This is a genomic window from Streptomyces sp. NRRL S-37 (genome assembly GCF_000721605.1).
In the GTDB taxonomy this organism is placed as follows: domain Bacteria; phylum Actinomycetota; class Actinomycetes; order Streptomycetales; family Streptomycetaceae; genus Streptomyces.
Window position 1 is genome coordinate 1 of record NZ_JOIZ01000047.1, and the last position, 22268, is coordinate 22268.

Here is a 22268-nt window from a genome sequence, read left to right on the forward strand (position 1 = left end):
TGTGCGGGGGGCTGGCAGGGGGGTGCTGTGGGGAAAAGCGTGAGCAGTCGGCGGGGAGGCGAAGGGTGTTTCCGGGGGTGACGGGTGGTGTGTCTCCCGGGTGGGGTGGTCTCTTCCGTGGTGGGGTGAGTGGTGGACGGCGATGTGACCGTCGCCCGTTCGCTTTTCCGGGGTGGGCGGTGTCTTCCGCGGTGCGGCGGGTGGCGGTGCCGTTATCGGGCGATGACCGTCGCCCGTTCGCTCTCCACCCGCTGGTCCAGGGCATCGTCCCCGAGGCGGTCCAGGTTGCGGCACAGCACCACGGAGCCGCCGGTCGCCAGCGGCCCGTACAGGCCCGCGTTCAGGCCCTCCCACGTGTCGTACGGCCGCCCCGAAAGGATCCGCGAGCCGGGGCCGGTCAGGCCGAGCTCCGGCGCCTCGGCGCGGGCCCGTTCGACCACCTCCGCCCCGGTGAACTCCCGGCCCGCCACGATCAGCGCCGGCTCCTCGGGGTCGACCGGCGCGTACGGCACGAAGCGGTCGCCCTGCCCCGGTACCTCGACGGCGTAGTCGGCGAAACCCTCCGGCGGCTGCGGGAAGCGCCCGCCGAGCGGCCTGAGCGCCAGCGCGATCCTGGCCCCCGAACAGGCCCGCGCGGCCTCCAGCGACTCCGGATCCGGCCCGCTCACGGCCACGTCCGCCGCCGCCGGGTCCCCGGCCACGTCCGCGACCACGCCCACCGACGCGCACGCCAGCAGCCAGACCGCCGTCTGCCAGTGCGCGGGCAGCAGCAGGGCCACCCGGTCGCCGGGCTCCACGGACAGCTCGTCCTGAAGGAGATTGGCGGTCTTGGCCACCCAATTGGCGAAGGTGGCCACGGACAATTCGACGCGTTCGCCCGTGGCGTCGTCGTAGAAGGTCACCAGGGGGCGTCCCGGGTCCGCGGCCAGCGCGGAACTCAGCAGGTCGGCAGGGGTGCGGTCGGTGGCGTTCACCCGCGCAAGCGTACGCGGACCCGCCCGCGCGCACCGCCCGCCCGGGGCACCGGTTCGGGGGAACGCGCCCCGACGGACCGTCACATCCCGGATGGACAGATTTGTCTGACTGTGTCCAAGCTCAGGGGCATGCGTGGAATTCTTGCTTCCTCAATCGGTGTCACCTGCGCCGCCGCCCTCGCCCTCCCGCTCGCCCCGCCCGCCGCCGCGGCGGACGCGAGACCGGCGCCGACGGCAGAAGAGGCCACGCGCGCAGCGGTGACGGCCCGGCCCGACGTCCCCGGCAGCACCCAGTCGCTGCCCTTGAGACCCCTCACCCGTGACCGTGCCTCCGGCGCCGCCGTCCTCGGCCTCGCCCCCCGGGCCGTACGGCCCTTCTCCCTCCTCGGCGTCGTCTGGGACGACCCCGCCGCCGAACTCCACGGCCGCGTCCAGGTCCGCACCCGGGAGGCCGGCACCGGCGCCTGGTCCGACTGGCGGGACGTCGAGACGCACTACGCCGACCACGGGGCCGACCCGGGCGGCGCGGAGGGCACCGCGGACGGGGTGCGCGGCGCCACGGCACCGCTGTGGGTGGGGGAGTCGGACGGGGTGGAGATCCGGGTCCTGCCGGAGCCCGCCGAGGACGAGGAGGAGCGCGGGGGCACGGGGGTCGACGAGCCCGGGGCCGATGATTACTCGCTGCTGCCCTCCGGGCTGCGGCTCGACCTCGTCGACCCGGGGGACGGGTTCCCGGAGGGCCCGCGCACCGGCGTCATGAGCGCCGAGGCGACCGCCGCCTCCGCGGCCAACTCCGCACTCGCACCGCTCGGCACCCTGCAGATCCCCGCGCTGGACGGCGAACGGACCCGGCAGGAGTACCTCGCCCTGCGCGGAGCCGACCTGACCGAGCGGCAGCGGGCCAAGCCCTACATCGGGCCGCGCCCCGCCATCGTCACCCGGCGCGGCTGGGGAGCCGACGAGAGCCTGCGGGAGAAGCGGTTCGTGTACACCGGCAAGGTCAAGGCGGCCTTCGTGCACCACACCGCCTCCGGCAACAACTACACCTGCGCGCAGGCCCCTTCGCTCATCCGCGGGTTCTACCGCTACCACGTACGGAGCCTGGGCTGGCGGGACATCGGCTACAACTTCCTCGTCGACAAGTGCGGCAGGATCTACGAGGGCCGGGCCGGGGGAGTGGCGAAGCCGGTCAAGGGGGCCCACACCCTCGGGTTCAACACCAACACCACGGGTATCGCGGTGATCGGTTCCTACGGCTCCAAGAAGCCGTCCTCCTCCGCCGTGAAGGCCGTCGCCCGGCTCACCGCGTGGAAACTCGGACTGCACGGGATGAATCCGCGCGCCAAGACATATCTGAAGTCCGCCGGTGGCAATCTCTACCGAAAAGGTAAGAAGGTACGACTGAACGTGATCTCCGGTCACCGGGACGGGTTCAACACCTCGTGCCCAGGGGGGAAGCTCTACAAGAAGCTCGGCACCGCGCGCTCCACGGCGGCCCGTTACCAGGGCCGCTGAGGCGGGCCGGGCGCTCCTTCCTGCCGGAGCCGGTCTGCATACACTGGCCGGCCGAAAGACAGTTCGGCCGGTCCCGGCAGGAAGCAGAGACGACAGGTGACAGAAGCGATCCTCCTGGTCGGCGGCAAGGGCACGCGACTGCGACCGCTCACGGTGCACACGCCCAAGCCCATGGTCCCGGCGGCCGGGGTGCCTTTCCTCACGCACCAGCTCGCGCGAGCGAGAGCGGCGGGCGTCGAGCACATCGTCCTGGCCACGTCCTATCTGGCCGAGGTCTTCGAGCCGTACTTCGGCGACGGGGCGGCCCTGGGGCTGCACATCGAGTACGTGACGGAGGAGGAGCCGCTCGGTACGGGCGGCGCCATCCGGAACGTCGCGTCCCGGCTGCACTCCGGGCCGGACGAGCCGGTGCTGATCTTCAACGGGGACATCCTGACGGGGCTGGACATCCGGGCGCTGGTGCGCGCCCACGAGACGACCGGCGCGGACGTCTCGCTGCACCTGACGAAGGTGACCGATCCACGGGCGTACGGGCTGGTGCCGACGGACGCGTCGGGGAGGGTGCTCGCCTTCCTGGAGAAGCCGCAGACGCCGGAGGAGATCGTCACCGACCAGATCAACGCGGGGGCGTACGTCTTCCGCCGGTCGGTGATCGACACGATCCCGGCGGGGCGGGCGGTGTCGGTGGAGCGGGAGACGTTCCCGGGGCTGCTGGCGGCGGGGGCGCATCTGCAGGGGATGGTCGACTCCACGTACTGGCTGGACCTGGGGACCCCGGCGGCCTTCGTACGGGGGTCGGCGGATCTGGTGCTGGGGCGTGCGCCGTCGCCGGCGGTGCCCGGGCGGTGCGGGGACCGGCTGGTGCTGCCCACGGCGACCGTGGCACCGGGCGCGAAGCTGGCGGGCGGGACGGTGGTGGGCGAGGGCGCGTTCGTGGCGGAGGGCGCGCGCGTCTTCGGCAGCACGATCCTGCCGGGGGCGGTCATCGAGCCGGGCGCGGTCATCACCGACTCGCTGATCGGTACGCGGGCACGGGTGGGCGAACACTCGGTCCTCACCGGCACGGTCATAGGCGACGGCGCGACGGTGGGCCCCCGCAACGAACTCCGCGAGGGCGCCCGAGTCTGGTGCGACGCGACGATCCCCGCGGGAGCGGTCCGCTTCTCCTCGGACCAGTGACACCCGCGGGGCGACTGTCCGCCCCGGCGGGGGCGAGGGGCTTGTGCCTGCGGGGCGACTGTCCGCCCCGGTGGGGGCGAGGGGCTTACGCCTGCGGCGCTGCTGTTCGCCCCGGTGGGGGTGAGGGGCTTGCGGTCCGGTGGGTGGGATGCCTGCGGCGCCTGTGCGGCTTCGGTGGGGGCTGGGGCAGCGCCTACGGCCGGTGGGTGGGTCGGGGCCGCGTCGGGGGTGTCCGTCCTCGGACCGGCGCGGATCACGTTTCTCGGTGAGGCCGGGGCGCGGACGCGCCGGCCACTGCGGGCGGCCACCCCCGCCTCGTCCCCTCCCCGCCGCACGCGACTACAGTGCTACCGCCGCCCCGTCCTCCGCGGGCAGCAGCGCCGCACGCCTCGCAATCCGCGGGCAGCCGCGTGCCGCGTCCTCCGCGGGCAGTCGTGCCTCCCCCAGTGCCTCAAGGGCCTGGGAGGTACCCCCAGGGCGGCACGGGTGGGCGATGGGGGTACCTCCCGCTCGAGCGCCCGGCCCGCACCACGCACGGGGCACCCCGTGACGCGCACGGGGCCACGCCCCAGAACACCGGGCCCGGCCCACCCTCAAAGCCGCCCGATATCCCCGTACGGCATCCGCGGCGCCCGCCGCCCCGGCACCCTCCCGCTCAGCAGAATCAACCGCGCGGCCCGATGCCGCTGCCCCGCATACGGCTCCAGCAGCGACAGCATCACCGCGTCATCCGCGTACCGGTCCCCCGCGAGCGCCCACCCCACGATCCCCGGCAGATGCAGATCCCCCACGGTCACCGCGTCCACCGCCCCATGACTGCGCTGCACGGTCTCCGCCGACGTCCACGGCCCGATCCCCGACACCAGCTCCAACCGCGCCTGCGCCGCCTCCGGAGACATCCCCACCGCCTCCTCCAGCCGCGCGGCGACCCGCACCGCCCGCAGAACCGTCGACGCCCGCTTGTCGTCGACCCCGGCCCGGTGCCACTCCCAGGAGGGAATCAGCGCCCACGTCCGCGGCGCCGGCATCACCGACATCCGTTCCGGCGCGGGCCCGGGCGCCGGCTCCCCGTACTTCCGTACCAGCAGCCGCCACGCCCGGTACGCCTCACCCGTCGTGACCTTCTGCTCCAGAATCGACGGGATCAGCGACTCCAGCACCAGCCCGGTCCGTGTCAGCCGCAGCCCCGGACGCCGGTGCCGGGTCAGCGCCAGCAGCCTGTGCCGGGGCACGAAGGCGGACGGGTCGTCGGCGGCGCCGAGCAGCTCCGGCAGCCTGTCCAGCAGCCAGTCGGCGCCCGGCCCCCACGCCTCCCCCCGGATCTCCCCGGCACGCCCCGTCACCCGGAGCGTCCCCGGGCCCGCCGGCGTCAGGCTGGCCCGCCACACGGAACCGTCCGGCAGCGCCCGGAACGTCGGATCACCGGGCCCGCGCCGCAGCGGCCCGAGGACCAGCCCGAGGTCCAGGGGACCCTCCGGCACCCATGTCCGTACGCGGGCCGGGGCCGGCGCCGGCCGGGGAACTCCCCCGGGCACGGCGACATGCCCGCCGCGCACCGTCGTACGAGTCGGGCGGGGTGCGAAACGTCCTGCCACGAGAGATCCCAGGGGTGGAAGTGAAACCGGGCCTCTATGAGGGTAGGCCCGGCCTCACCGCACCTCGATGAAACCGCCCGCGTCCCGCTCCGGCCGCGGGCGCGGCTCCTCCGCCGGGTGGCCGACCGCCACCGCGCCCATCGGGTCCCAGTCCGCCGGCAGGTCCAGGACCTCGCGGACCACCTCGCGACAGAACATCGTCGACGACACCCACGCCGAGCCCAGCCGCTCCCCGGCCAGCGCGACCAGGAAGTTCTGCACGCCGGCGCCCGCGGCGACCACGAACATCTCCCGCTCCGCGCCGTCCCGCCGCGCGTCCCCGTAGGTGTGCGAACCGTCCATGACCAGGCAGGGGACGACCAGGTACGGCGCGTTGCGCAGGACGTCCCCGCGGCGGACGCGCTTGGCGATCGACTCCTCCGTCTTTCCGTCGCGGCGCAGATCCGCGATCCAGGCCTCGCGCATGGCGTCCAGGAGACGGGTGCGGGACTCGGGCGACTCCAGCAGCACGAACCGCCACGGCGTGGTGTGGTGCGGGGCCGGTGCGGTGACCGCCGCGGCCACCGCGCGGCGTACGGCTCCGGGGTCGACCGGCGCGTCCGTGAAGGCCCGTACCGTACGGCGCTGGGTCACCGCCTGGCGTACCGCCTCGGACGTGCCGAGGCGGAACATGTCGTCGCGTGCGCCGCGGACCATCGCCCGCGCGCCCTCGCCGTCGTCGGCCGCCACCAGGTGCGGCAGTCCGCGGACCACGGCCACCGGGAGGCCGGACGCCTTGCCCTTGACCAGGTCGCCCGCCGCGGCGAGTTCGTCGGCCGTGGCGACGACCGTGGCGCTGAGCGGATTGCCGTACGCGTCGGTGCCGCCGCGCAGGTCGTCCAGCACGCGGACGCCCGCCGCGCCGATCGCGACATCGGTCAGCCCCGAACGCCAGGGGCGGCCGAAGGTGTCGGTGACGATCACGCCGACCTCGACGCCGAGGGTCTCGCGCAGGCCCGCGCGGATCGCCCGCGCGGAGGCGTCCGGGTCCTCGGGCAGCAGCAGGACCGTACCGGCGGGGGTGTTGGAGGCGTCGACCCCGGCCGCGGCCATGACCAGGCCCTGCCGGTTCTCCACGATGCGCAGCGTGCCGCGCCGGGCCACCACGCGCACCGTCTCCGCGTCGATCGCGGCCTCCCGGTCCGTCGCCTCGACGATCCGGCCCTCCGCCTTGGAGACGATCTTCGAGGTGACGAGGAGGACGTCGCCGTCGGACAGGTCCGGTGCGGCGGCCGCGATCAGCTTCGCCAGGTCGTCGCCCTCGCGGATCTCGGGCAGGCCCGCCACGGGCCGGACCCGGTAACCCGTGCCGCTCATGCCGCGCGCACCTCCTCCGCCAGCGCCAGCGCCTCCCGCGCCATCCGCGCGGTCGCGTCGACGTCGGTCATCATCAGCGGTACGGCCCGGCAGCGGATCCCGGCCGCCTCGACCCGCTCCACACAGCCCGCGTCGACCGTGTCGACCAGCCAGCCGTCCAGCAGGCCCGAGCCGTAGTGCTCGGCCACCGCCGGGGCCGTGGACTCCACGCCGACCGCCGCCAGCACCTTGTCGGCCATGCCGCGTACGGGCGCGTCCCCGACGATCGGCGACAGGCCGACCACCGGCACGCCCGCGTCCGCGATCGCCTCCCGGATGCCGGGGACGGCGAGGATGGTGCCGACGGAGACCACGGGGTTGGACGGCGGGAAGAGGATCACATCGGCCTCGGCGATCGCCTCCAGGACGCCCGGCGCCGGCTTCGCCTGCTCCGCGCCGACCGGCACGACCGCCTCGGCGGGGACGGAGGCGCGCAGGCGTACCCAGTACTCCTGGAAGTGGATCGCCTTGCGCTCGCCCTCCAGCTCGACGGCCACGTGCGTCTCCACGCGGTCGTCGGTCATCGGGATGAGGCGCACGCCGGGCTGCCAGCGGTCGCAGAGCGCCTCGGTCACCGCGCTGAGCGGGAACCCGGCGCCGAGCATCTGCGTCCGCACGATGTGCGTGGCGAAGTCCCGGTCGCCGAGCCCGAACCACTCCGGGCCGACGCCGTACGCCGCGAGCTCCTCCTTGAGGTGGAAGGTCTCGTCGGTCCGCCCCCAGCCCTGCTCCTCGTTGATGCCGCCGCCGAGCGTGTACATCACCGTGTCGAGGTCCGGGCAGACCTTCAGCCCGAAGAGGTGGATGTCGTCCCCGGTGTTGCCGATGACCGTGATGTCCGCGTCCGGCACGGCCCGCTTCAGACCGCGCAGGAAACGGGCACCGCCGATGCCGCCTGCCAGAACCACAATGCGCATGGGGCCATCCTTGCAGGCCGCTACGACATCGCGTCAGGCAGTCACCGGGCCGGGTGCCGTGCGCGCCTCGCAGGAGGCAGTGGTGTGCATGGGCATCTCGGTCAGGCCCGGGTAGTAGATGTGCAGGCTGACCGCGGGTTCCAGGGCGTCGTTGACGACCTCGTGCACGTAGCCCGGCGCGAACACGCGCTGCGCTCCGGCCGTCAACGCGCGCGTGCCGCGCTCCGTGTGCTCGGTCAGGGTGCCGTCCAGGACGGTGAGCACGCCGGAGGAACGGCCGTGGTCGTGAAGCCCGCTGCCCTGGCCGGGCACCCAGGAGAGCAGCCACACCTCGTAGCCGGGGCCGGTGCGCAGCCGGTGGTACCAGCGGCTGCCGGCGTCGTACTCGACGAGGTGCTCCCACTGGGAGCGGTCGGCGGCGAGGGAGCGGGCCAGGCCGGCGAACTCGGCGACGGTGGCCGGGTGCTCGCGCGGGGGCTGGAGCAGGTGCGGGACTTCGAGGATGTCGCCGGCGATCTGGAGGTCGCTGTCGCTGTTCATGGATACGGAGGTTCCTTGGCGGAGAAGCGGTGGGGGGTGCGGGTGTCGCGGCGCGTCACGCCCGGGTCGCGGGCGGCGGCGGCGAGAGGTGCCCCGGTGGGAGCGAAGGAGACAGCGGCCGAGTCGGTGACTCAGCGGCGGCTGGAGCGCGTGGGACTCAACAGCCGGAACAGAGACAGCTACAGCGAGCGCGGGCAGCACCGAGGAACCCGGCGGAGCGGGTCGAGGTGAGTGCCGAATTCGCGAGCATGCCCACTAGGACAGCGGTTCACTCCTCCACTGTCAACTCGGCGCCCGGTATGTGGGACATGGTTCACCTCATCCGGTTCATCTCGCAGGTGAAAGGTTTGCTCAGCCGCTTCCCGGGACACATGGTGCCCACGGCCGGGCGCCCCGCACGCCGTTGCGATCCCGTGATCCGACTGTGATCCGGTTCGCTTCGGTGCGGGTGTCGGAACGAGATCGATCCCCGGGGCGTCCTCCCCGTAGAGGCTCTGCGGGGGGCCGGAAGCCCTCAAGGGTCCCGTACGCGTGTCAAGGTTTAGGACGATTTCAACACTTTCCGCTCGGCCTTGGTTCCGCAGAGTGAATAAGGGGCTCAATAGCAGATCTCGGCTTGACTCGCCCGGAGCAGCACACTTGTAATTTCACTCGTGTCGTTCAGCCGGAATCGGTAACGGCTGGATCACGGGGACGCGAAAGACGGACGAGGGGCGCACATGACCGAGCTGGTGCAGCAACTGCTGGTCGACGACGCGGACGAGGAGCTCGGCTGGCAGGAGCGCGCACTGTGCGCCCAGACCGACCCCGAGTCCTTCTTCCCCGAGAAGGGCGGCTCGACCCGGGAGGCCAAGAAGGTCTGCCTCGCGTGCGAGGTCCGCTCCGAGTGCCTCGAATACGCCCTCGCCAACGACGAGCGCTTCGGCATCTGGGGCGGCCTGTCCGAGCGGGAGCGCCGCCGGCTGAAGAAGGCCGCCGTCTGACGGACCGGCACATCGCCGCCGTACGCGCAGCACGCGCGCCACTTCGTATATATGTCACTTACGGCCCGTCGCGGGTGGGTTGTCCACAGGCGGCGGGCTTCCGCGCCCGCCCGTCGCCCCTCATCGAGACGCTCCGCGCCGCCCCGCTTCCATCTGCCGATAGTGTGGTCGCTCGTCCGAGACGCCCCGCTGCCCCCATCGGGCACAGGCGTTCCCCCCAGACCACCGAACCGGGGCCCGTACCTCGATGTCCGTGCACAGCCACACGGCAGCCCGGCAAGACCTCGCTGCCTCACCTGAGTTCCCGCGTCACGTGGTGACCGCGGTCCTCGTCTCCCACGACGGCGCCCGCTGGCTGCCCGACGCGCTCGCCGGACTGCTCGGCCAGGAGCGCCCGGTCCAGTTCGCCATGGGCGCCGACACCGGCAGCGCGGACGACTCCGCCCGGCTGGTCACCGAGGCCCTCGGCGACGACCACGTGCTGCACCTCGCCCGGCGCACCGGCTTCGGCCAGGCGGTCGAGGAGTGCCACCGCGGCGCCCCGCACCTCACGCCGGACGACCTGCCGTACCTGAAGCGGCCGAGCGGCTGGGACCCGGTCACCCGCAGCTGGCGCGACGACGCCTACGACCTGCCGGAACTCCCGCACGGGGAGCCGGTGCAGTGGCTGTGGCTGCTGCACGACGACTGCGCGCCCGAACCCGACGCGCTGGCCCAGCTGCTGCGCGTCGTGGAGAACGAGTACGAGCTCGGCCGTGACGACGTCGCCGTCGTCGGCCCCAAGCTCCGCGGCTGGTACGACCGCAGGCAGCTCCTCGAGGTCGGCGTCTCCATCGCCAACTCCGGCCGCCGCTGGACCGGTCTGGACCGCCGCGAACAGGACCAGGGCCAGCACGACCACGTACGGCCCGTGCTGTCGGTGTCCACCGCCGGCATGCTGGTCCGCCGCGACGTCTTCGACCGGCTCGGCGGATTCGACCGGCACCTGCCCCTGATGCGTGACGACGTCGACCTGTGCTGGCGCGCCCACTCCGCCGGGTACCGGGTCCTGATCGCCCCCGACGCGGTCGTCCGGCACGCCGAGGCCGCCTCCCGCGAGCGCCGCACCGTCGACTGCGTGGGCCGCACCTCCGCCTCCCCGCACAAGGTGGACAAGGCGGGCGCCGTCTACACCCTGCTCGTCAACGCCCGCACGGCCGCCCTGCCCTGGGTGCTGCTCCGCGTCGTCCTGGGCACGCTGCTGCGCACCCTCGCCTACCTCGTCGGCAAGGTCCCCGGACAGGCCGTCGACGAGATCCGCGGCCTCATGGGCACCCTGCTGCGGCCCGAACGGATCCTCGCCGGACGGCGCCACCGCGGCAGTCCGCAGACCGACAAGGGCGAGATGCGGCCGCTGTTCCCGCCGCCCGGCGCGACCGTCCGCGTCACCGTGGAACAGGTCGCGAGCAGCCTCGTCGGCCGCTCCGACCCCGAAGCCGCCTCCGGCGCCGGACGTCATGGCGGCGTCGTCGAGTCCGGACCCGGCGGCGACGACGCCGACTTCCTGGAGGTCGAGCAGTTCGCCCGGCTCAAGCGCATCGCCCGCAAGCCGGGGCCGGTGCTCTTCCTGGTGCTGCTGCTCGTCTCCCTGGCGGCCTGCCGCCAGCTCCTCGGCGGCGGCGCGCTCGCGGGCGGCGCCCTGCTCCCCGCACCCGCCGGCGCCGGCGACCTGTGGGCCCGTTACACCGACGCCTGGCACACCGTGGGCGCCGGCGGCACCGGCTCCGCACCGCCCTACCTGGCGATCGTCGCGGCCTTCGCCTCCCTCCTGCTCGGCTCCACCGGCCTCGCCGTCACGATCCTCCTGGTCTGCTCGGTACCGCTGGCCGGCCTCACCGCGTACTTCGCCTCCCGCCCGCTCGTCGAGTCCCGGCTGCTGCGCGCGTGGGCGGCCGTCGCCTACGCCTTCCTGCCCGCCGCGACCGGCGCCCTGGCCGGCGGCCGCATCGGCACCGCCGTACTCGCCGTCCTGCTGCCGCTGATCGCCCGCGCGGGTGTCGCCGCGAGCGGCCTCACCAGCCCGGAGGGCACCCGCGGCAGTTGGCGCGCCACCTGGGCGTACGCCCTGCTGCTGACGGTCGCCACGGCGTTCACCCCGATCGTGTGGCCCGTCGCCGCCGTCCTCGGCGTCGGCGTCCTGGCCCTGCGCAGAAGCGACATCCCGGCCTACGGACTGCGTTTCCTGGCCCAGCTCGGCACCCCCCTGCTGGTCCTCGCCCCGTGGTCGCTCTCCCTCCTCCCGTTCGGCTTCTTCCGGGAAGCGGGCCTGGAGTACGGCCCCTCCGCCGCCTCCGCCCTCGACCTGCTCGGCGCGAGCCCGGGCGGCCCGGGCACCGTCGGCGGTCTGGTGCTCATCGGCCTGGTGCTCGCCGCGCTCGCGGCCCTGCTCCGCTCCGAGCGCCGCACGGCGATCCTCGCCGCGTGGGCGGCGGCCCTGGTGGGCCTCGTCTTCGCGGTCCTGTCCAACGGTTCCGCCTGGGCGGGCCCCGCGACCCTCGTCTACGGCATCGCCGTCCTGGCCGCCGCCACGCTCGGCGCCGACGGGGCACGCGCGCGTGTCGCCGAGCAGAGCTTCGGCTGGCGCCAGCCGGTCGCCGCGCTGATCGCCCTCGCCTGCGCGATCGGCCCGCTGGTCGCCGTCGCCGGCTGGGTGATCCGCGGCGCCGACGGGCCGGTCGAGCGGCGCGACCCCGTCCAGGTGCCCGCGTTCGTCGCCGAGGAGAGCGGCACCCGCGACCAGGCCCGCACCCTCGTCCTCGACAGCGACTCCACCGACCGGGTCGGCTACGTCCTGGTCCGCGGCTCCGGCGCCCGCATGGGCGACGCGGAGACCGCCGCGGTGGACGGCGGGAACACCGGGCTCGACAAGGTCGTCGCCAACCTCGTCGCCGGTTCCGGCGCCGACCAGGCCGACCAGCTCGGCGGCTTCGCCGTCCGCTACGTCCTCGTCCACCCGGGCGCACCGCGCGAGGTCACCCGCGTCCTGGACGCCACCCCCGGCCTGTCCCGGCTCAGCCAGCAGGCGGGCGGCGCGCTGTGGCGGGTGGACCGGCAGGTCTCCCGCGCGAGCATCGTCCCCGCCGAGAACGCCAAGGACGCCGAGGACGGCGAGGCCGGCGACGCCGAGCCCGTGCCCGTGGCGGCGGGCCCGGTCGAGATCCACACCAAGATCCCGAACGGGGCCGAGGGCCGCGTCCTGCGCCTCGCCGACACCGCCGCCGAGGGCTGGACCGCCACCCTGGACGGCAGGCCGCTGACCCGCACGACGGTCGACGGCTGGGCCCAGGGCTTCGAACTCCCCGCCTCCGGCGGCACGCTGGACGTCACCTACGACGACCCGATCGGCCACACCGTCTGGCTGTGGGCCCAGGGCCTGCTCGCCGTCGTCCTCGTCGTCATGGCCCTGCCCGGCCGCCGCCGCGACATCGACGACGACCTGCCCGAGGAACCGGCCGTCCCCGCCGAGGTCATGGCCGGCGAGGGCCGCCGTGCCCGCCGCCTGCGCGCCCAGGCCGAGGCCGAGGCGGAGGCCGCGGAGGAGTCCGGCACCGGAGAGCCGGGGGCCGCCGAGGACTTCCCCGCCGCGGACTTCCCCGCCCCGCCCGAGCAGCCCCCCGCCCCCGTCCCGCAACAGCCCGGCCACGACGACTGGGACGCGGCGGCGCAGTACCCGGACGCCTACCCGGACGAGCAGTACCAGCAGTACGCCACGGACGCCTACGGTCAGCCCTACCAGGCGGAGGGCTACCCGCAGGGCGGCGAGTACGACCCGTACGCCTACGGCACCCAGCAGGCGGCGTACGACCAGACCTACACGCAGGGCTACGACCAGACCTACACGCAGGGCTACGACACGTCGTACGACCCCCACGGCACGGGCAGTGAGCGTCCCGACGGGAGCCAGCAGTGAACCGCACCACCCTGTCCCTGATCGCGGGCGTGACCGCGCTCGCCGCCGTCACCGGCTTCGCCGCGGTGTCCTCACCGGACACCACGGCCACGGACGGGACGGCGGAGGCGGCGGCCCACCTCCCCGTGGAACGCACGAGCCTGGTGTGCCCCTCTCCCAGCTCCTCCGACCTGGCCGAGACGACGTACACGTCCTTCACCCCGGTCACGAAGGGCACGGAGAAGGAGGGCGGGGCCGAACTCCGGGCGGCCACGGAGCAGAAGCAGGACGAGTCGAAGCCAGGGGACGACAAGAAGAAGGACGACAAGGACGCCAAGTCCGAGAAGCCCGTACTGGAGCCCGAGGACCCCGGCAAGCCGGTCACCGGGGAGACGACCGGTGGCGAGTCCCCCGCCCTCCTCGGCACCGCCGAGGGCCGCTTCGCGCCGGGCTGGACCGTGCAGGAGACGACCACGGTCACCGCGGGCACGGGCCGGGGCCTGCACGGCGTCACCTGCACGGCCCCGGACACGGAGTTCTGGTTCCCGGGCGCGAGCACCGACGCCGGCCGCACCGACTACGTCCACCTGACCAACCCCGACGACTCGGCGGCGGTCGTGGACATCGAGCTCTACGGCAAGGACGGCGCCCTGGAGACGACGGTGGGGGAGGGCATCACGGTCCAGCCGCACTCCACCGAGCCGGTCCTGCTGTCGACGCTCACCGAGGAGAAGCAGACCGATGTGACCGCGCACGTGGTGGTGCGCAGCGGCCGGGTCGGCGCCGCCGTCCAGGCCCTGGACGACAAGCTGGGCGGCGACTGGCTGTCCGCGGCGGCCGACCCGTCCGGCAGCCTGGTCCTGCCCGGTCTCCCGAAGGACGCCACCGCCGTACGCCTGGTCGCCTTCACCCCCGGTGACGCCGACGTCGACCTGAAGGTGCGCCTCGCCTCGCCGTCCGGTCTGATCACGCCGGCCGGCCACGACACCCTGCATGTGAAGGGCGGTATGACGACGGCCGTCGACCTGGAGGACATCACGCGCGGCGAGGCGGGCTCCCTGGTCCTGACGGCGGCGGACGACTCCGTCCCGGTCGTGGCGGCGGTACGGGTGCTGCGCGGCAAGGGGGACGACCAGGAGTCCGCCTTCATCCCGGCGGCACGGCCGGTCGGCACGCGCGCGACGTCCGTGGACAACACGGCCGAGGGCACGACGCTCTCGGTGACGGCTCCCGAGGGCACGGCGAAGATCGAGGTCACGGCCTCGGCGGGCACCGAGGGCGGTACGGAGGCCTCGAAGACGTACACGGTCAAGTCGGGCACGACGCAGGACATCGAGGCACCGGTCCCGGCGGGGGTGAAGGGCACCTACGCCCTCACGGTGGAACCGCAGTCGGACACACCGGTCTACGCGTCCCGGACACTGACCACGAAGAAGAACGACGTCCCGTTCTTCACGGTCCAGCCCCTCCCGGACGACCGCGGAACGGTCTCGGTCCCCCACTCGAACGAGGACCTCTCCATCCTGCAGAACTGACCCCACCCCGGCGCGGACCCGCCTCGGGCCACCGCCTGCCGCCGCTTCCGCGGGCAGCCGCGTGCCCCGCCCTCCGCGGGCAGTCGTGCCTCCCCCAGTGCCTCAAGGGCCTGGGAGGTACCCCCAGGGCGGCACGGGTGGGCGATGGGGGTACCTCCCGCTCGACGCAGGGCGCCGGGGCCGCGCACCCCGGCCCACCCCCCCACGCCGAAGGCACCCCACAACGCACCCCCGGCCCCCGAACCCGGCGTCAGTCCTCCCCGTACCGAGGATCCACCGTCTCCGGCGTCAGCCCCAGCACCTCCGCCACCTGCTCGACCACGACCTCGTGCACAAGAGCCGCCCGCTCGTCCCGCCCCTTGGTACGGATCTCCACCGGCCGCCGGTACACCACCACCCGCGCCGGACGCCCGTCCCGAGCGGCCACGGTCCCGCCCAGCGGCACCGCCTCATCGCTCCAGGCCCCCCCGCCCGGCCGCGGCACGTCCAGCACCAGGAAATCGACGTCGGCCAGCTGCGGCCACCGCCGCTCCAGCCGCTCCACGGAGTCCTGCACGAGATCCGCGAACGTCTCCGCACGGCTCGCGGCGAGCGGCACCTGCGGAGGCGCGATCGGGCCACGCATGCCCCGGCCGTGGCGATCACGGCGTCGGGGGCCGGGGCCGGGTCCGGGTCCGGCGGCACGGGGCGTCACAGAACTGTCCATCACCGCGAAGCGTAGTCGTCACGTCGCCACCCCGCCCGATCCCCGCGCCCCTTCCGGCCGACCCGCACGGCATGTCACAACATGACCATTCCAGCCAAGGTTGGGCTCGATTCCGTATCTCTCCGAGACCGATGATCTCAAGACAATTGACGGGTTTTGTACCGACTGGTGACCGAAATCAGTACCGTCGAACCCCCCGGCCCTCCGCGTCGAACCAGGTCAGCAAGGTGCCCACAAAGGGGCATGTGGGGCGTTTCGTACCGCGACACGGTGGAGTGGCCTGATGGAGAGTCGTCGCGGCCCGCTCAAGAGTGCGGTACCGTCCAACCTCGTGAGCCCTGTACGTCGCTGTTCGCGCACCGCCTGCGGCCGTCCCGCCGTCGCGACGCTGACGTACGTCTACGCCGACTCGACCGCGGTCCTCGGCCCGCTCGCCACCTACGCCGAACCCCACTGCTACGACCTGTGCGCGGAGCACTCCGAGCGCCTCACCGCACCGCGCGGCTGGGAGGTCGTCCGCCTGCTCGACGGCTCGGCCCCGGCCCAGCCCAGCGGAGACGACCTGGAAGCGCTTGCGAACGCGGTGCGCGAGGCGGCCCGTCCGCAGGAGCGGGCGGCGGGAGCGGGCGGCGGTCCCCGCACCGCGGACCCCATGGAGGTCGCACGCCGCGGCCACCTGCGCGTACTCCGCTCCCCGGACAACTGACCGGAGCGACCCCCCTCCCCGCGCCCCGGGCGCCGCACGAACCCCCGCACACCCATTGACGCCTCCTTGTCGCGGACACGACCATTCCGTTGGTACCCGGCGAGAAATCGCTTTCGCATGGCGGAATCCGGGAGGCGCCCGTGTACGTCCAGGAACTGGAACCCGTCGCCGGCTCGCTCGGCCTCTCCGCCCTGGTGGCGTCCCTGCCCCTGGTGATCGTCCTGGTCCTGCTCGGCGGCGTCCGCATGAAGGCGCACCTCGCGGGCCTCACCGGCCTGCTGGCGGCCGTCCTGGTGGCCTGCCTGGCGTACGGCATGCCGCTGGGCCAGACGCTCTCCGGCGGCGTCCAGGGCGCCGCCTTCGGTGTCTTCCCCATCATGTGGATCGTCGTCAACGCCCTGTGGGTGTACCGGATGACCGTCCGCACCCGCCACTTCGACATCCTCCGCCGTTCCTTCGGCCGCCTCTCCGACGACCCCCGCATCCAGGCACTCGTCATCGCGTTCTGCTTCGGCGCCCTGCTGGAGGCCCTCGCCGGGTTCGGCGCCCCCGTCGCGATCTCCGCCGTGATGTTGGTGGCCCTCGGCTTCGATCCCGTACGCGCCGCCGTGGTCGCGCTGGTCGCCAACACCGCGCCGGTGGCGTTCGGCGCCATGGGCACGCCGGTCGTCACGCTCGCCCAGGTCACCGGCCTGCCGCTGGACTCCGTGGCGTCCGTCGTCGGCCGCCAGACCCCGCTGCTCGCCCTCGTGGTGCCGCTCGTCCTGGTCTGGCTGGTGGACGGACGCCGCGGCCTGCGCGAGACCTGGATCCCCGCACTGGTCTGCGGAGCCGCCTTCGCCGTGGCCCAGTTCGCCGCCTCCAACTACATCTCCGCGCAGCTCGCCGACATCGGCGCCGCCCTGGCCGGCGCGGGCGCCCTGGTCGCCGTACCGCACGCGCGCGTGCCCGCCACCGAGGCCGTACGGACCTCCGTGCTGACCGGCGCGCGCAGCGAGGAGCTGGACGAGGAGGACCCGCGCGGAGAGGTGGTGCGCGCCTATGCCCCGTACGCGCTCATCGTGGTGATCTTCTCCGTCGCGCAGATCCCGGCGGTGAAGGACTGGCTGGCCGGTGCCACCCGGACCTTCGACTGGCCCTTCCTGGACGTCGCGGGCCCGGACGGCGAGCCCGTCGGCGGCAATGTGTTCAGCTGGCCGATCGTCTCCACCGGCGGCACCCTCGTCCTGTTCGCCGGGGTGCTCACGGCGGCGGTGATCGGGGTGCACGCGCGCGTGGCGGTCAAGGAGTGGCTGGCGACGGTCCACGAACTGCGGTTCGCGATCCTCACGGTGACGTCCGTCCTGGCCCTCGCCTACGTCATGAACCTCTCGGGCCAGGCGGCGACGATCGGCCACTTCGTCGCGGCGGCCGGGGCGGGCCTCGCCTTCCTCTCACCGGTGCTGGGCTGGTTCGGCGTCGCCGTCTCCGGCTCGGACACCTCCTCCAACGCCCTCTTCGGCGCCCTCCAGGTGACCGCCGCCCAGCAGTCCGGACTGTCGCCCGAACTGCTCGCCGCCGCCAACAGCTCCGGCGGCGTCCTCGGCAAGATGATCTCGCCGCAGAACCTCACCATCGCCTGCGCGGCCGTCGGCCTGGCCGGCCGCGAGGGCGACCTGCTGCGCAAGGTGCTGCCCTGGAGCCTCGGCCTGCTGCTCGTGATGTGCCTGATCGTGGTGGGCCAGAGCACCGCGGTGCTCGACTGGATGCTGCCCTGAGCCTCCCCGGCGTCCCGGCCGGCCCCTACGGGTAGTTTGTGGTGACCGACAGGACTTCCGGAAGGGCTGGCCGTGGCTGCTGATCTGTCGCAGATCGTGAAGGCGTACGACGTGCGCGGAGTCGTCCCCGACCAGTGGGACGAGTCCCTCGCCGAGCTCTTCGGCGCCGCCTTCGTCCGGGTGACCGGCGCGCGTGCCGTCGTCACCGGCCACGACATGCGGCCGTCGTCCCCCGGCCTCTCCGGCGCCTTCGCGCGCGGGGCGGCGGACCAGGGCGCCGACGTCACCGAGATCGGCCTGTGCTCCACGGACCAGCTCTACTACGCCTCGGGCGCCCTGGACCTCCCCGGCGCGATGTTCACCGCGTCCCACAACCCCGCGCGGTACAACGGCATCAAGCTGTGCCGCGCGGGTGCCGCCCCCGTCGGCCAGGACACCGGTCTGGCCGACATCCGTGAACTCGTCGAGCGGTGGAGCACCGCAGGCGCCCCGCAGCCGACGGCCGGCCCCCGGGGAACGATCACCCGGCGCGACACGCTGGACGACTACGCGGCACACCTGCGCTCACTCGTCGACCTGACCTCGGTCCGCCCCCTGAAGGTCGTCGTCGACGCGGGCAACGGCATGGGCGGGCACACCGTCCCGACGGTCTTCGCCGGACTGCCGCTCACCCTCGTCCCGATGTACTTCGAACTCGACGGCACCTTCCCCAACCACGAGGCCAACCCCCTCGACCCGGCCAACCTCGTCGACCTGCGCAAGCGGGTCCGCGAGGAGGGTGCCGACCTCGGCCTCGCCTTCGACGGCGACGCCGACCGCTGCTTCGTCGTCGACGAACGGGGCGAGCCGGTCTCCCCGTCCGCGATCACCGCCCTGGTCGCCTCCCGCGAGCTGGCCCGCAACGGCGGCAAGGGCACGGTCATCCACAACCTGATCACGTCCTGGTCGGTCCCCGAGGTCGTACGGGAGAACGGCGGCACCCCCGAGCGCACCCGCGTGGGCCACTCCTTCATCAAGGCCGAGATGGCCAGGACCGGCGCGATCTTCGGCGGCGAGCACTCCGCGCACTACTACTTCCGCGACTTCTGGAACGCCGACACGGGCATGCTGGCCGCCCTGCACGTCCTCGCCGCCCTCGGCGGGCAGCAGGGCACCCTGTCGGCCCTGGTCGCCCAGTACGACCGCTACGCCGGCTCCGGCGAGATCAACTCCACGGTCGACGACCAGACCGCCCGCCTCGCCGCGATCAGGGCCGCGTACGAGGGCCGCGACGGCATCACCCTCGACGACCTGGACGGCCTCACCGTCACCGCCGCCGACTGGTGGTTCAACGTCCGCCCCTCCAACACCGAGCCCCTCCTCCGCCTGAACGCGGAGGCCCGGGACGAGGCAACGATGACCAGAATCCGCGACGAGGCCCTGACCCTCATCAGGTCATAACCCCCGCCCCAAACAACAGCCCGAGCCCCACGGACAGCCGCATGCCACGTCAGCCGCGGGCAGCCGCGTGCCCCGCCCTCCGCGGGCAGTCGTGCCTCCCCCAGTGCCTCAAGGGCCTGGGAGGCACCCCGCAAGCGCCGGGCAGCGCAAACACCCCCCGGCCCACCCCCACGCCGGGGCACCCCGCAACACGCGCCGGGGCCGCACACCCCCGGCCCACACCACGCACGGTGCACCCCGCAACACGCCGACCCGCACGACCCACCCCCGCCCAGCCCCCCGCCGGGGCACCGCACAGCCCCGCCCACCCCCACCAGCGGTACCCTGACCAGCACATCCACCCACCGAAGGAAACGCCCATGCCACTCGAAGCCGGCCTCCTGGAAATCCTCGCCTGCCCCGCCTGCCACTCCCCCCTCAAAGAGCAGGACACGGAACTGATCTGCACCGGCCAGAGCTGCGGCCTGGCCTACCCCGTCCGCGACGGCATCCCCGTACTCCTCGTGGACGAGGCCCGCCGCCCCGCGTAACCGGCACAAGGCGCAAGGCGCAACACTCACCGCACCGACGACGCCCCGCCGATCGGAGATCGGAGCCCGCCGCCCATGCTCGACGAATCGCTGCTCGACTCACCGGAAGGCCTTGCCGAGGCCGACCGCCGCGGCCTGCTCCGCGGCGCCGCCGAAGCCGGCGCCCGCGTCCGCACCGCCGCACGGCACGCTGCCGAGGCCGGCGTCAACGGCCTCAAACCCGACGGCCGCCCCCGCGCCGTCCTCATCGCGGGCCCCGGCGCCGCCGCCACCCAGACCGCCGACCTCCTCGGCACCCTGGCCGGCGCCGGCAGCCCCGTCACCCGCCTCGCACCCACCGGTGTCGCCCCCGCCCCAGGCGCCCTGCGCTGGGAACTGCCCGGCTGGGCCGGCTCCGTGGACCTGCTCCTCATCGCCACCCCCGACGGCACCGAACCGGGCCTGGCCCTGCTCGCCGAACAGGCGTACCGCCGCGGCTGCACCGTCGTCGCCGTCGCCCCCTTCCGCTCCCCGCTCGCCGAGACGGTGAACGGCTCCGTCGGCCTGTTCGTCCCCATGGCCACCGCGCCCTACGACCAGGACGAGCCCCTCGCCGCCTCCGCCCCCGGCGTCCTGTGGGCACTGCTCACCCCGCTGCTCGCGCTCCTGGACCGCACCGGCCTGCTCACCGCCCCGCCCGAGGCCCTGGAGAAGATCGCCGACCGCCTCGACGGCATCGCCGAACGCTGCGGTCCGGCCATCGCGACGTACAGCAACCCCGCCAAGACCCTGGCCGCCGAACTCGCCGAAGCGCTGCCCGTCGTATGGACCGAGGGCGTCTCGGCGGGCCCGGCCGGCCGCCGGTTCGCGGCCGCGCTCGCCGAACTGTCCGGCACCCCCGCCGTCGTCGCCGAACTGCCCGAGGCGCTCGCCGCGCACAGTGCCCTGCTGGCCGGCCGGCTCGCCGCCGGCGCGGACCCGGACGACTTCTTCCGCGACCGCGTCGAGGAAGCACCCGCCCTGCACGCGCGCGTGGTGCTGCTCCGCGACCGCCCCATCGGCGGCCTCACCGCCGCCCCCGCCGCCCGCGACCTGGCGCTCACCCACGACACGCCGATCAGCGAGCTGGAACCGGAGGCGGGCGGCGAGCTGGAGACCCTCGCGGAACTGATCGCCGTCACGGATTTCGCCGCCGTTTACCTGGCGCTCGCCTCGGGAGCCTGATCATGCCCGGGACCCCCTGAGACCCTCCCACCGCGCGGACGCACGACCCGCACGACCCGCACGACACCGCGCGCCCGCACGAGAACCGGCAGAAGGAACGCAGAGAACCCCATGGACCGCCTCGACAACACCATCCGCCCCTACGCCTGGGGTTCCACCACCGCCCTCCCGCGACTGTTCGGCACCGAACCGACCGGCGAGCCGCAGGCGGAGATGTGGATGGGCGCCCACCCCGGCGCACCCTCGCGCACCGGCCGGGGCACGCTCGTCGAGGTCATCGACGCCGACCCGGAGCGGGAACTCGGCCCGGACTCGGTCGCCAAGTTCGGCCCCCGCCTGCCCTTCCTGCTCAAACTCCTCGCCGCCGGGGCCCCGCTCTCCCTCCAGGTCCACCCCGACCTGACGCAGGCGAAGGAGGGCTACGCGGACGAGGAGCGCCGTGGCGTCCCCGTGACCGCCCCCCACCGCAACTACAAGGACGCCAACCACAAGCCCGAACTGATCTGCGCCCTCACCGAGTTCGACGGCCTGTGCGGTTTCCGCGAACCGCTGCGCGCCGCCGCGCTCCTCGACGGCCTCGGCGTCGACTCCCTCAAGCCGTACGTCGACCTGCTGCACGCCCACCCCGAAGAGGCGGCCCTGCGCGAGGTCCTCACCGCGATCCTCACCGCCGACCCCGAGGAGATGACCCGCACGGTCGCCGAGACCGCCGCCGCCTGCGACCGCCTCGGCGGTGACTACGCCCCGTACGCCGACATCGCCCACCACTACCCGGGCGACCCCGGTGTCGTCGCCGCGATGCTCCTCAACCACGTCCGGCTCCAGCCCGGCGAGGCCCTCTTCCTCGGCGCCGGCGTCCCGCACGCCTACCTCGACGGCCTCGGCGTCGAGATCATGGCCAACTCCGACAACGTCCTGCGCTGCGGTCTGACGCCCAAGCACGTCGACGTCCCCGAACTCCTGCGCATCGTCCGCTTCGAGGCCGGCGACCCCGGCGTACTGCGCCCGGAGGCCGGCCCGGACGGCGAGGAGGTCTACGAGACCCCCATCGACGAGTTCCGCCTCTCCCGCTACGTCCTCCCCGCGGGCGGCGCCACCCACGACCTCACGCTGACCACCCCGCAGATCCTGCTCTGCACCGCCGGCTCCGTACGCGCGGGCGAGCACGAACTGACCCCGGGCACCTCCGTGTTCGTCCCTTCGGGTGAAAAGGCCGAAGTGTCGGGTACCGGAACCCTGTTCCGGGCCACCGTCGTCGCCTGATCACCCCGTGACGGCTACCTGACAGGCCGTCGCCGAACCGGGCTGCAACAATGGCCCACCGTCAAAGGACGGGCAAAATCCCGGGCGGTGTACGCACACGCC

General features: G+C 73.7%; 17 protein-coding genes. 11 read left to right on the forward strand and 6 right to left on the reverse strand.

Annotation, left to right across the window (positions count from 1 at the left end; genetic code table 11):
* Positions 1-212: 212 nt before the first annotated feature.
* Positions 213-974, reverse strand: a complete 762-nt coding sequence (locus tag IH50_RS0136225; protein ID WP_030872584.1) for a TIGR03089 family protein — start codon at positions 972-974, stop codon at positions 213-215.
* Positions 975-1103: 129 nt separating this feature from the next.
* On the opposite strand from IH50_RS0136225, the gene IH50_RS0136230 reads away from it, so the two are divergent.
* Both IH50_RS0136230 and IH50_RS0136235 read left to right on the forward strand, forming a co-directional pair.
* Positions 1104-2489, forward strand: a complete 1386-nt coding sequence (locus tag IH50_RS0136230) for a peptidoglycan recognition protein (protein WP_030872586.1) — start codon at positions 1104-1106, stop codon at positions 2487-2489.
* A gap of 96 nt (positions 2490-2585) precedes the next feature.
* Positions 2586-3668 (forward strand): sugar phosphate nucleotidyltransferase, encoded by a 1083-nt coding sequence (locus tag IH50_RS0136235; RefSeq protein ID WP_030872587.1) that lies wholly within the window; start codon positions 2586-2588, stop codon positions 3666-3668.
* A gap of 593 nt (positions 3669-4261) precedes the next feature.
* On the opposite strand, the gene IH50_RS0136240 is transcribed toward IH50_RS0136235, so the two are convergent.
* Genes IH50_RS0136240 through IH50_RS0136255 form a run of 4 tightly spaced genes read right to left on the reverse strand, consistent with a single transcriptional unit; the run spans position 4262 to position 8115 of the window.
* The gene (locus IH50_RS0136240) at positions 4262-5263 is read right to left on the reverse strand and encodes a DNA-3-methyladenine glycosylase family protein (RefSeq protein ID WP_030872589.1); all 1002 of its coding nucleotides are present in this window, start codon (positions 5261-5263) and stop codon (positions 4262-4264) included.
* A 54-nt stretch (positions 5264-5317) separates the two neighbouring features.
* Positions 5318-6619 carry a coenzyme F420-0:L-glutamate ligase gene (locus IH50_RS0136245; RefSeq protein WP_030872593.1) on the reverse strand — a complete coding sequence of 434 codons (1302 nt, stop codon included), beginning with the start codon at positions 6617-6619 and terminating at the stop codon, positions 5318-5320.
* Positions 6616-7575, reverse strand: a complete 960-nt coding sequence (cofD, locus tag IH50_RS0136250) for a 2-phospho-L-lactate transferase (RefSeq protein ID WP_030872596.1) — start codon at positions 7573-7575, stop codon at positions 6616-6618. Before cofD ends, IH50_RS0136245 begins: the two co-directional genes overlap by 4 nt.
* A gap of 33 nt (positions 7576-7608) precedes the next feature.
* Positions 7609-8115: a cysteine dioxygenase gene (locus IH50_RS0136255; protein WP_030872599.1), complete on the reverse strand. Its 507-nt coding sequence runs from the start codon at positions 8113-8115 to the stop codon at positions 7609-7611.
* 719 nt (positions 8116-8834) lie between these two features.
* Here IH50_RS0136255 and IH50_RS0136260 point away from each other — a divergent pair.
* From IH50_RS0136260 to IH50_RS0136270, 3 genes are all read left to right on the forward strand, one after another.
* Positions 8835-9098 (forward strand): WhiB family transcriptional regulator, encoded by a 264-nt coding sequence (locus tag IH50_RS0136260; protein WP_003975777.1) that lies wholly within the window; start codon positions 8835-8837, stop codon positions 9096-9098.
* A gap of 247 nt (positions 9099-9345) precedes the next feature.
* Positions 9346-13047, forward strand: coding sequence for a glycosyltransferase (locus tag IH50_RS0136265; RefSeq protein WP_078914224.1), 3702 nt, complete (start codon positions 9346-9348; stop codon positions 13045-13047).
* Positions 13044-14561, forward strand: a complete 1518-nt coding sequence (locus tag IH50_RS0136270) for a DUF5719 family protein (RefSeq protein ID WP_030872605.1) — start codon at positions 13044-13046, stop codon at positions 14559-14561. Before IH50_RS0136265 ends, IH50_RS0136270 begins: the two co-directional genes overlap by 4 nt.
* Positions 14562-14811: 250 nt before the next feature.
* On the opposite strand, the gene IH50_RS0136275 is transcribed toward IH50_RS0136270, so the two are convergent.
* Entirely contained in the window at positions 14812-15267 is a 456-nt protein-coding gene (locus IH50_RS0136275; protein ID WP_078914227.1) for a metallopeptidase family protein, read from the reverse strand.
* Between the two features lie 283 nt (positions 15268-15550).
* Between IH50_RS0136275 and IH50_RS0136280 the strand changes: the two genes are divergently transcribed.
* The 6 genes from IH50_RS0136280 (at position 15551) to manA (ending at position 22166) form a co-directional block, all read left to right on the forward strand.
* Positions 15551-15973 carry a DUF3499 domain-containing protein gene (locus IH50_RS0136280; RefSeq protein ID WP_030872613.1) on the forward strand — a complete coding sequence of 141 codons (423 nt, stop codon included), beginning with the start codon at positions 15551-15553 and terminating at the stop codon, positions 15971-15973.
* Between the two features lie 140 nt (positions 15974-16113).
* Positions 16114-17730, forward strand: coding sequence for an L-lactate permease (locus IH50_RS0136285; RefSeq protein ID WP_030872616.1), 1617 nt, complete (start codon positions 16114-16116; stop codon positions 17728-17730).
* A 72-nt stretch (positions 17731-17802) separates the two neighbouring features.
* Positions 17803-19170, forward strand: a complete 1368-nt coding sequence (locus IH50_RS0136290) for a phosphomannomutase/phosphoglucomutase (protein WP_030872619.1) — start codon at positions 17803-17805, stop codon at positions 19168-19170.
* Between the two features lie 359 nt (positions 19171-19529).
* Positions 19530-19700 carry a Trm112 family protein gene (locus tag IH50_RS40495; protein ID WP_078914225.1) on the forward strand — a complete coding sequence of 57 codons (171 nt, stop codon included), beginning with the start codon at positions 19530-19532 and terminating at the stop codon, positions 19698-19700.
* Positions 19701-19775: 75 nt separating this feature from the next.
* Entirely contained in the window at positions 19776-20903 is a 1128-nt protein-coding gene (locus IH50_RS0136300) for an SIS domain-containing protein (protein ID WP_030872623.1), read from the forward strand.
* 111 nt (positions 20904-21014) lie between these two features.
* A complete protein-coding gene (gene manA / locus IH50_RS0136305) occupies positions 21015-22166 on the forward strand; it encodes a mannose-6-phosphate isomerase, class I (RefSeq protein WP_030872625.1) in 1152 nt (383 codons plus the stop codon).
* Positions 22167-22268 lie beyond the last annotated feature (102 nt).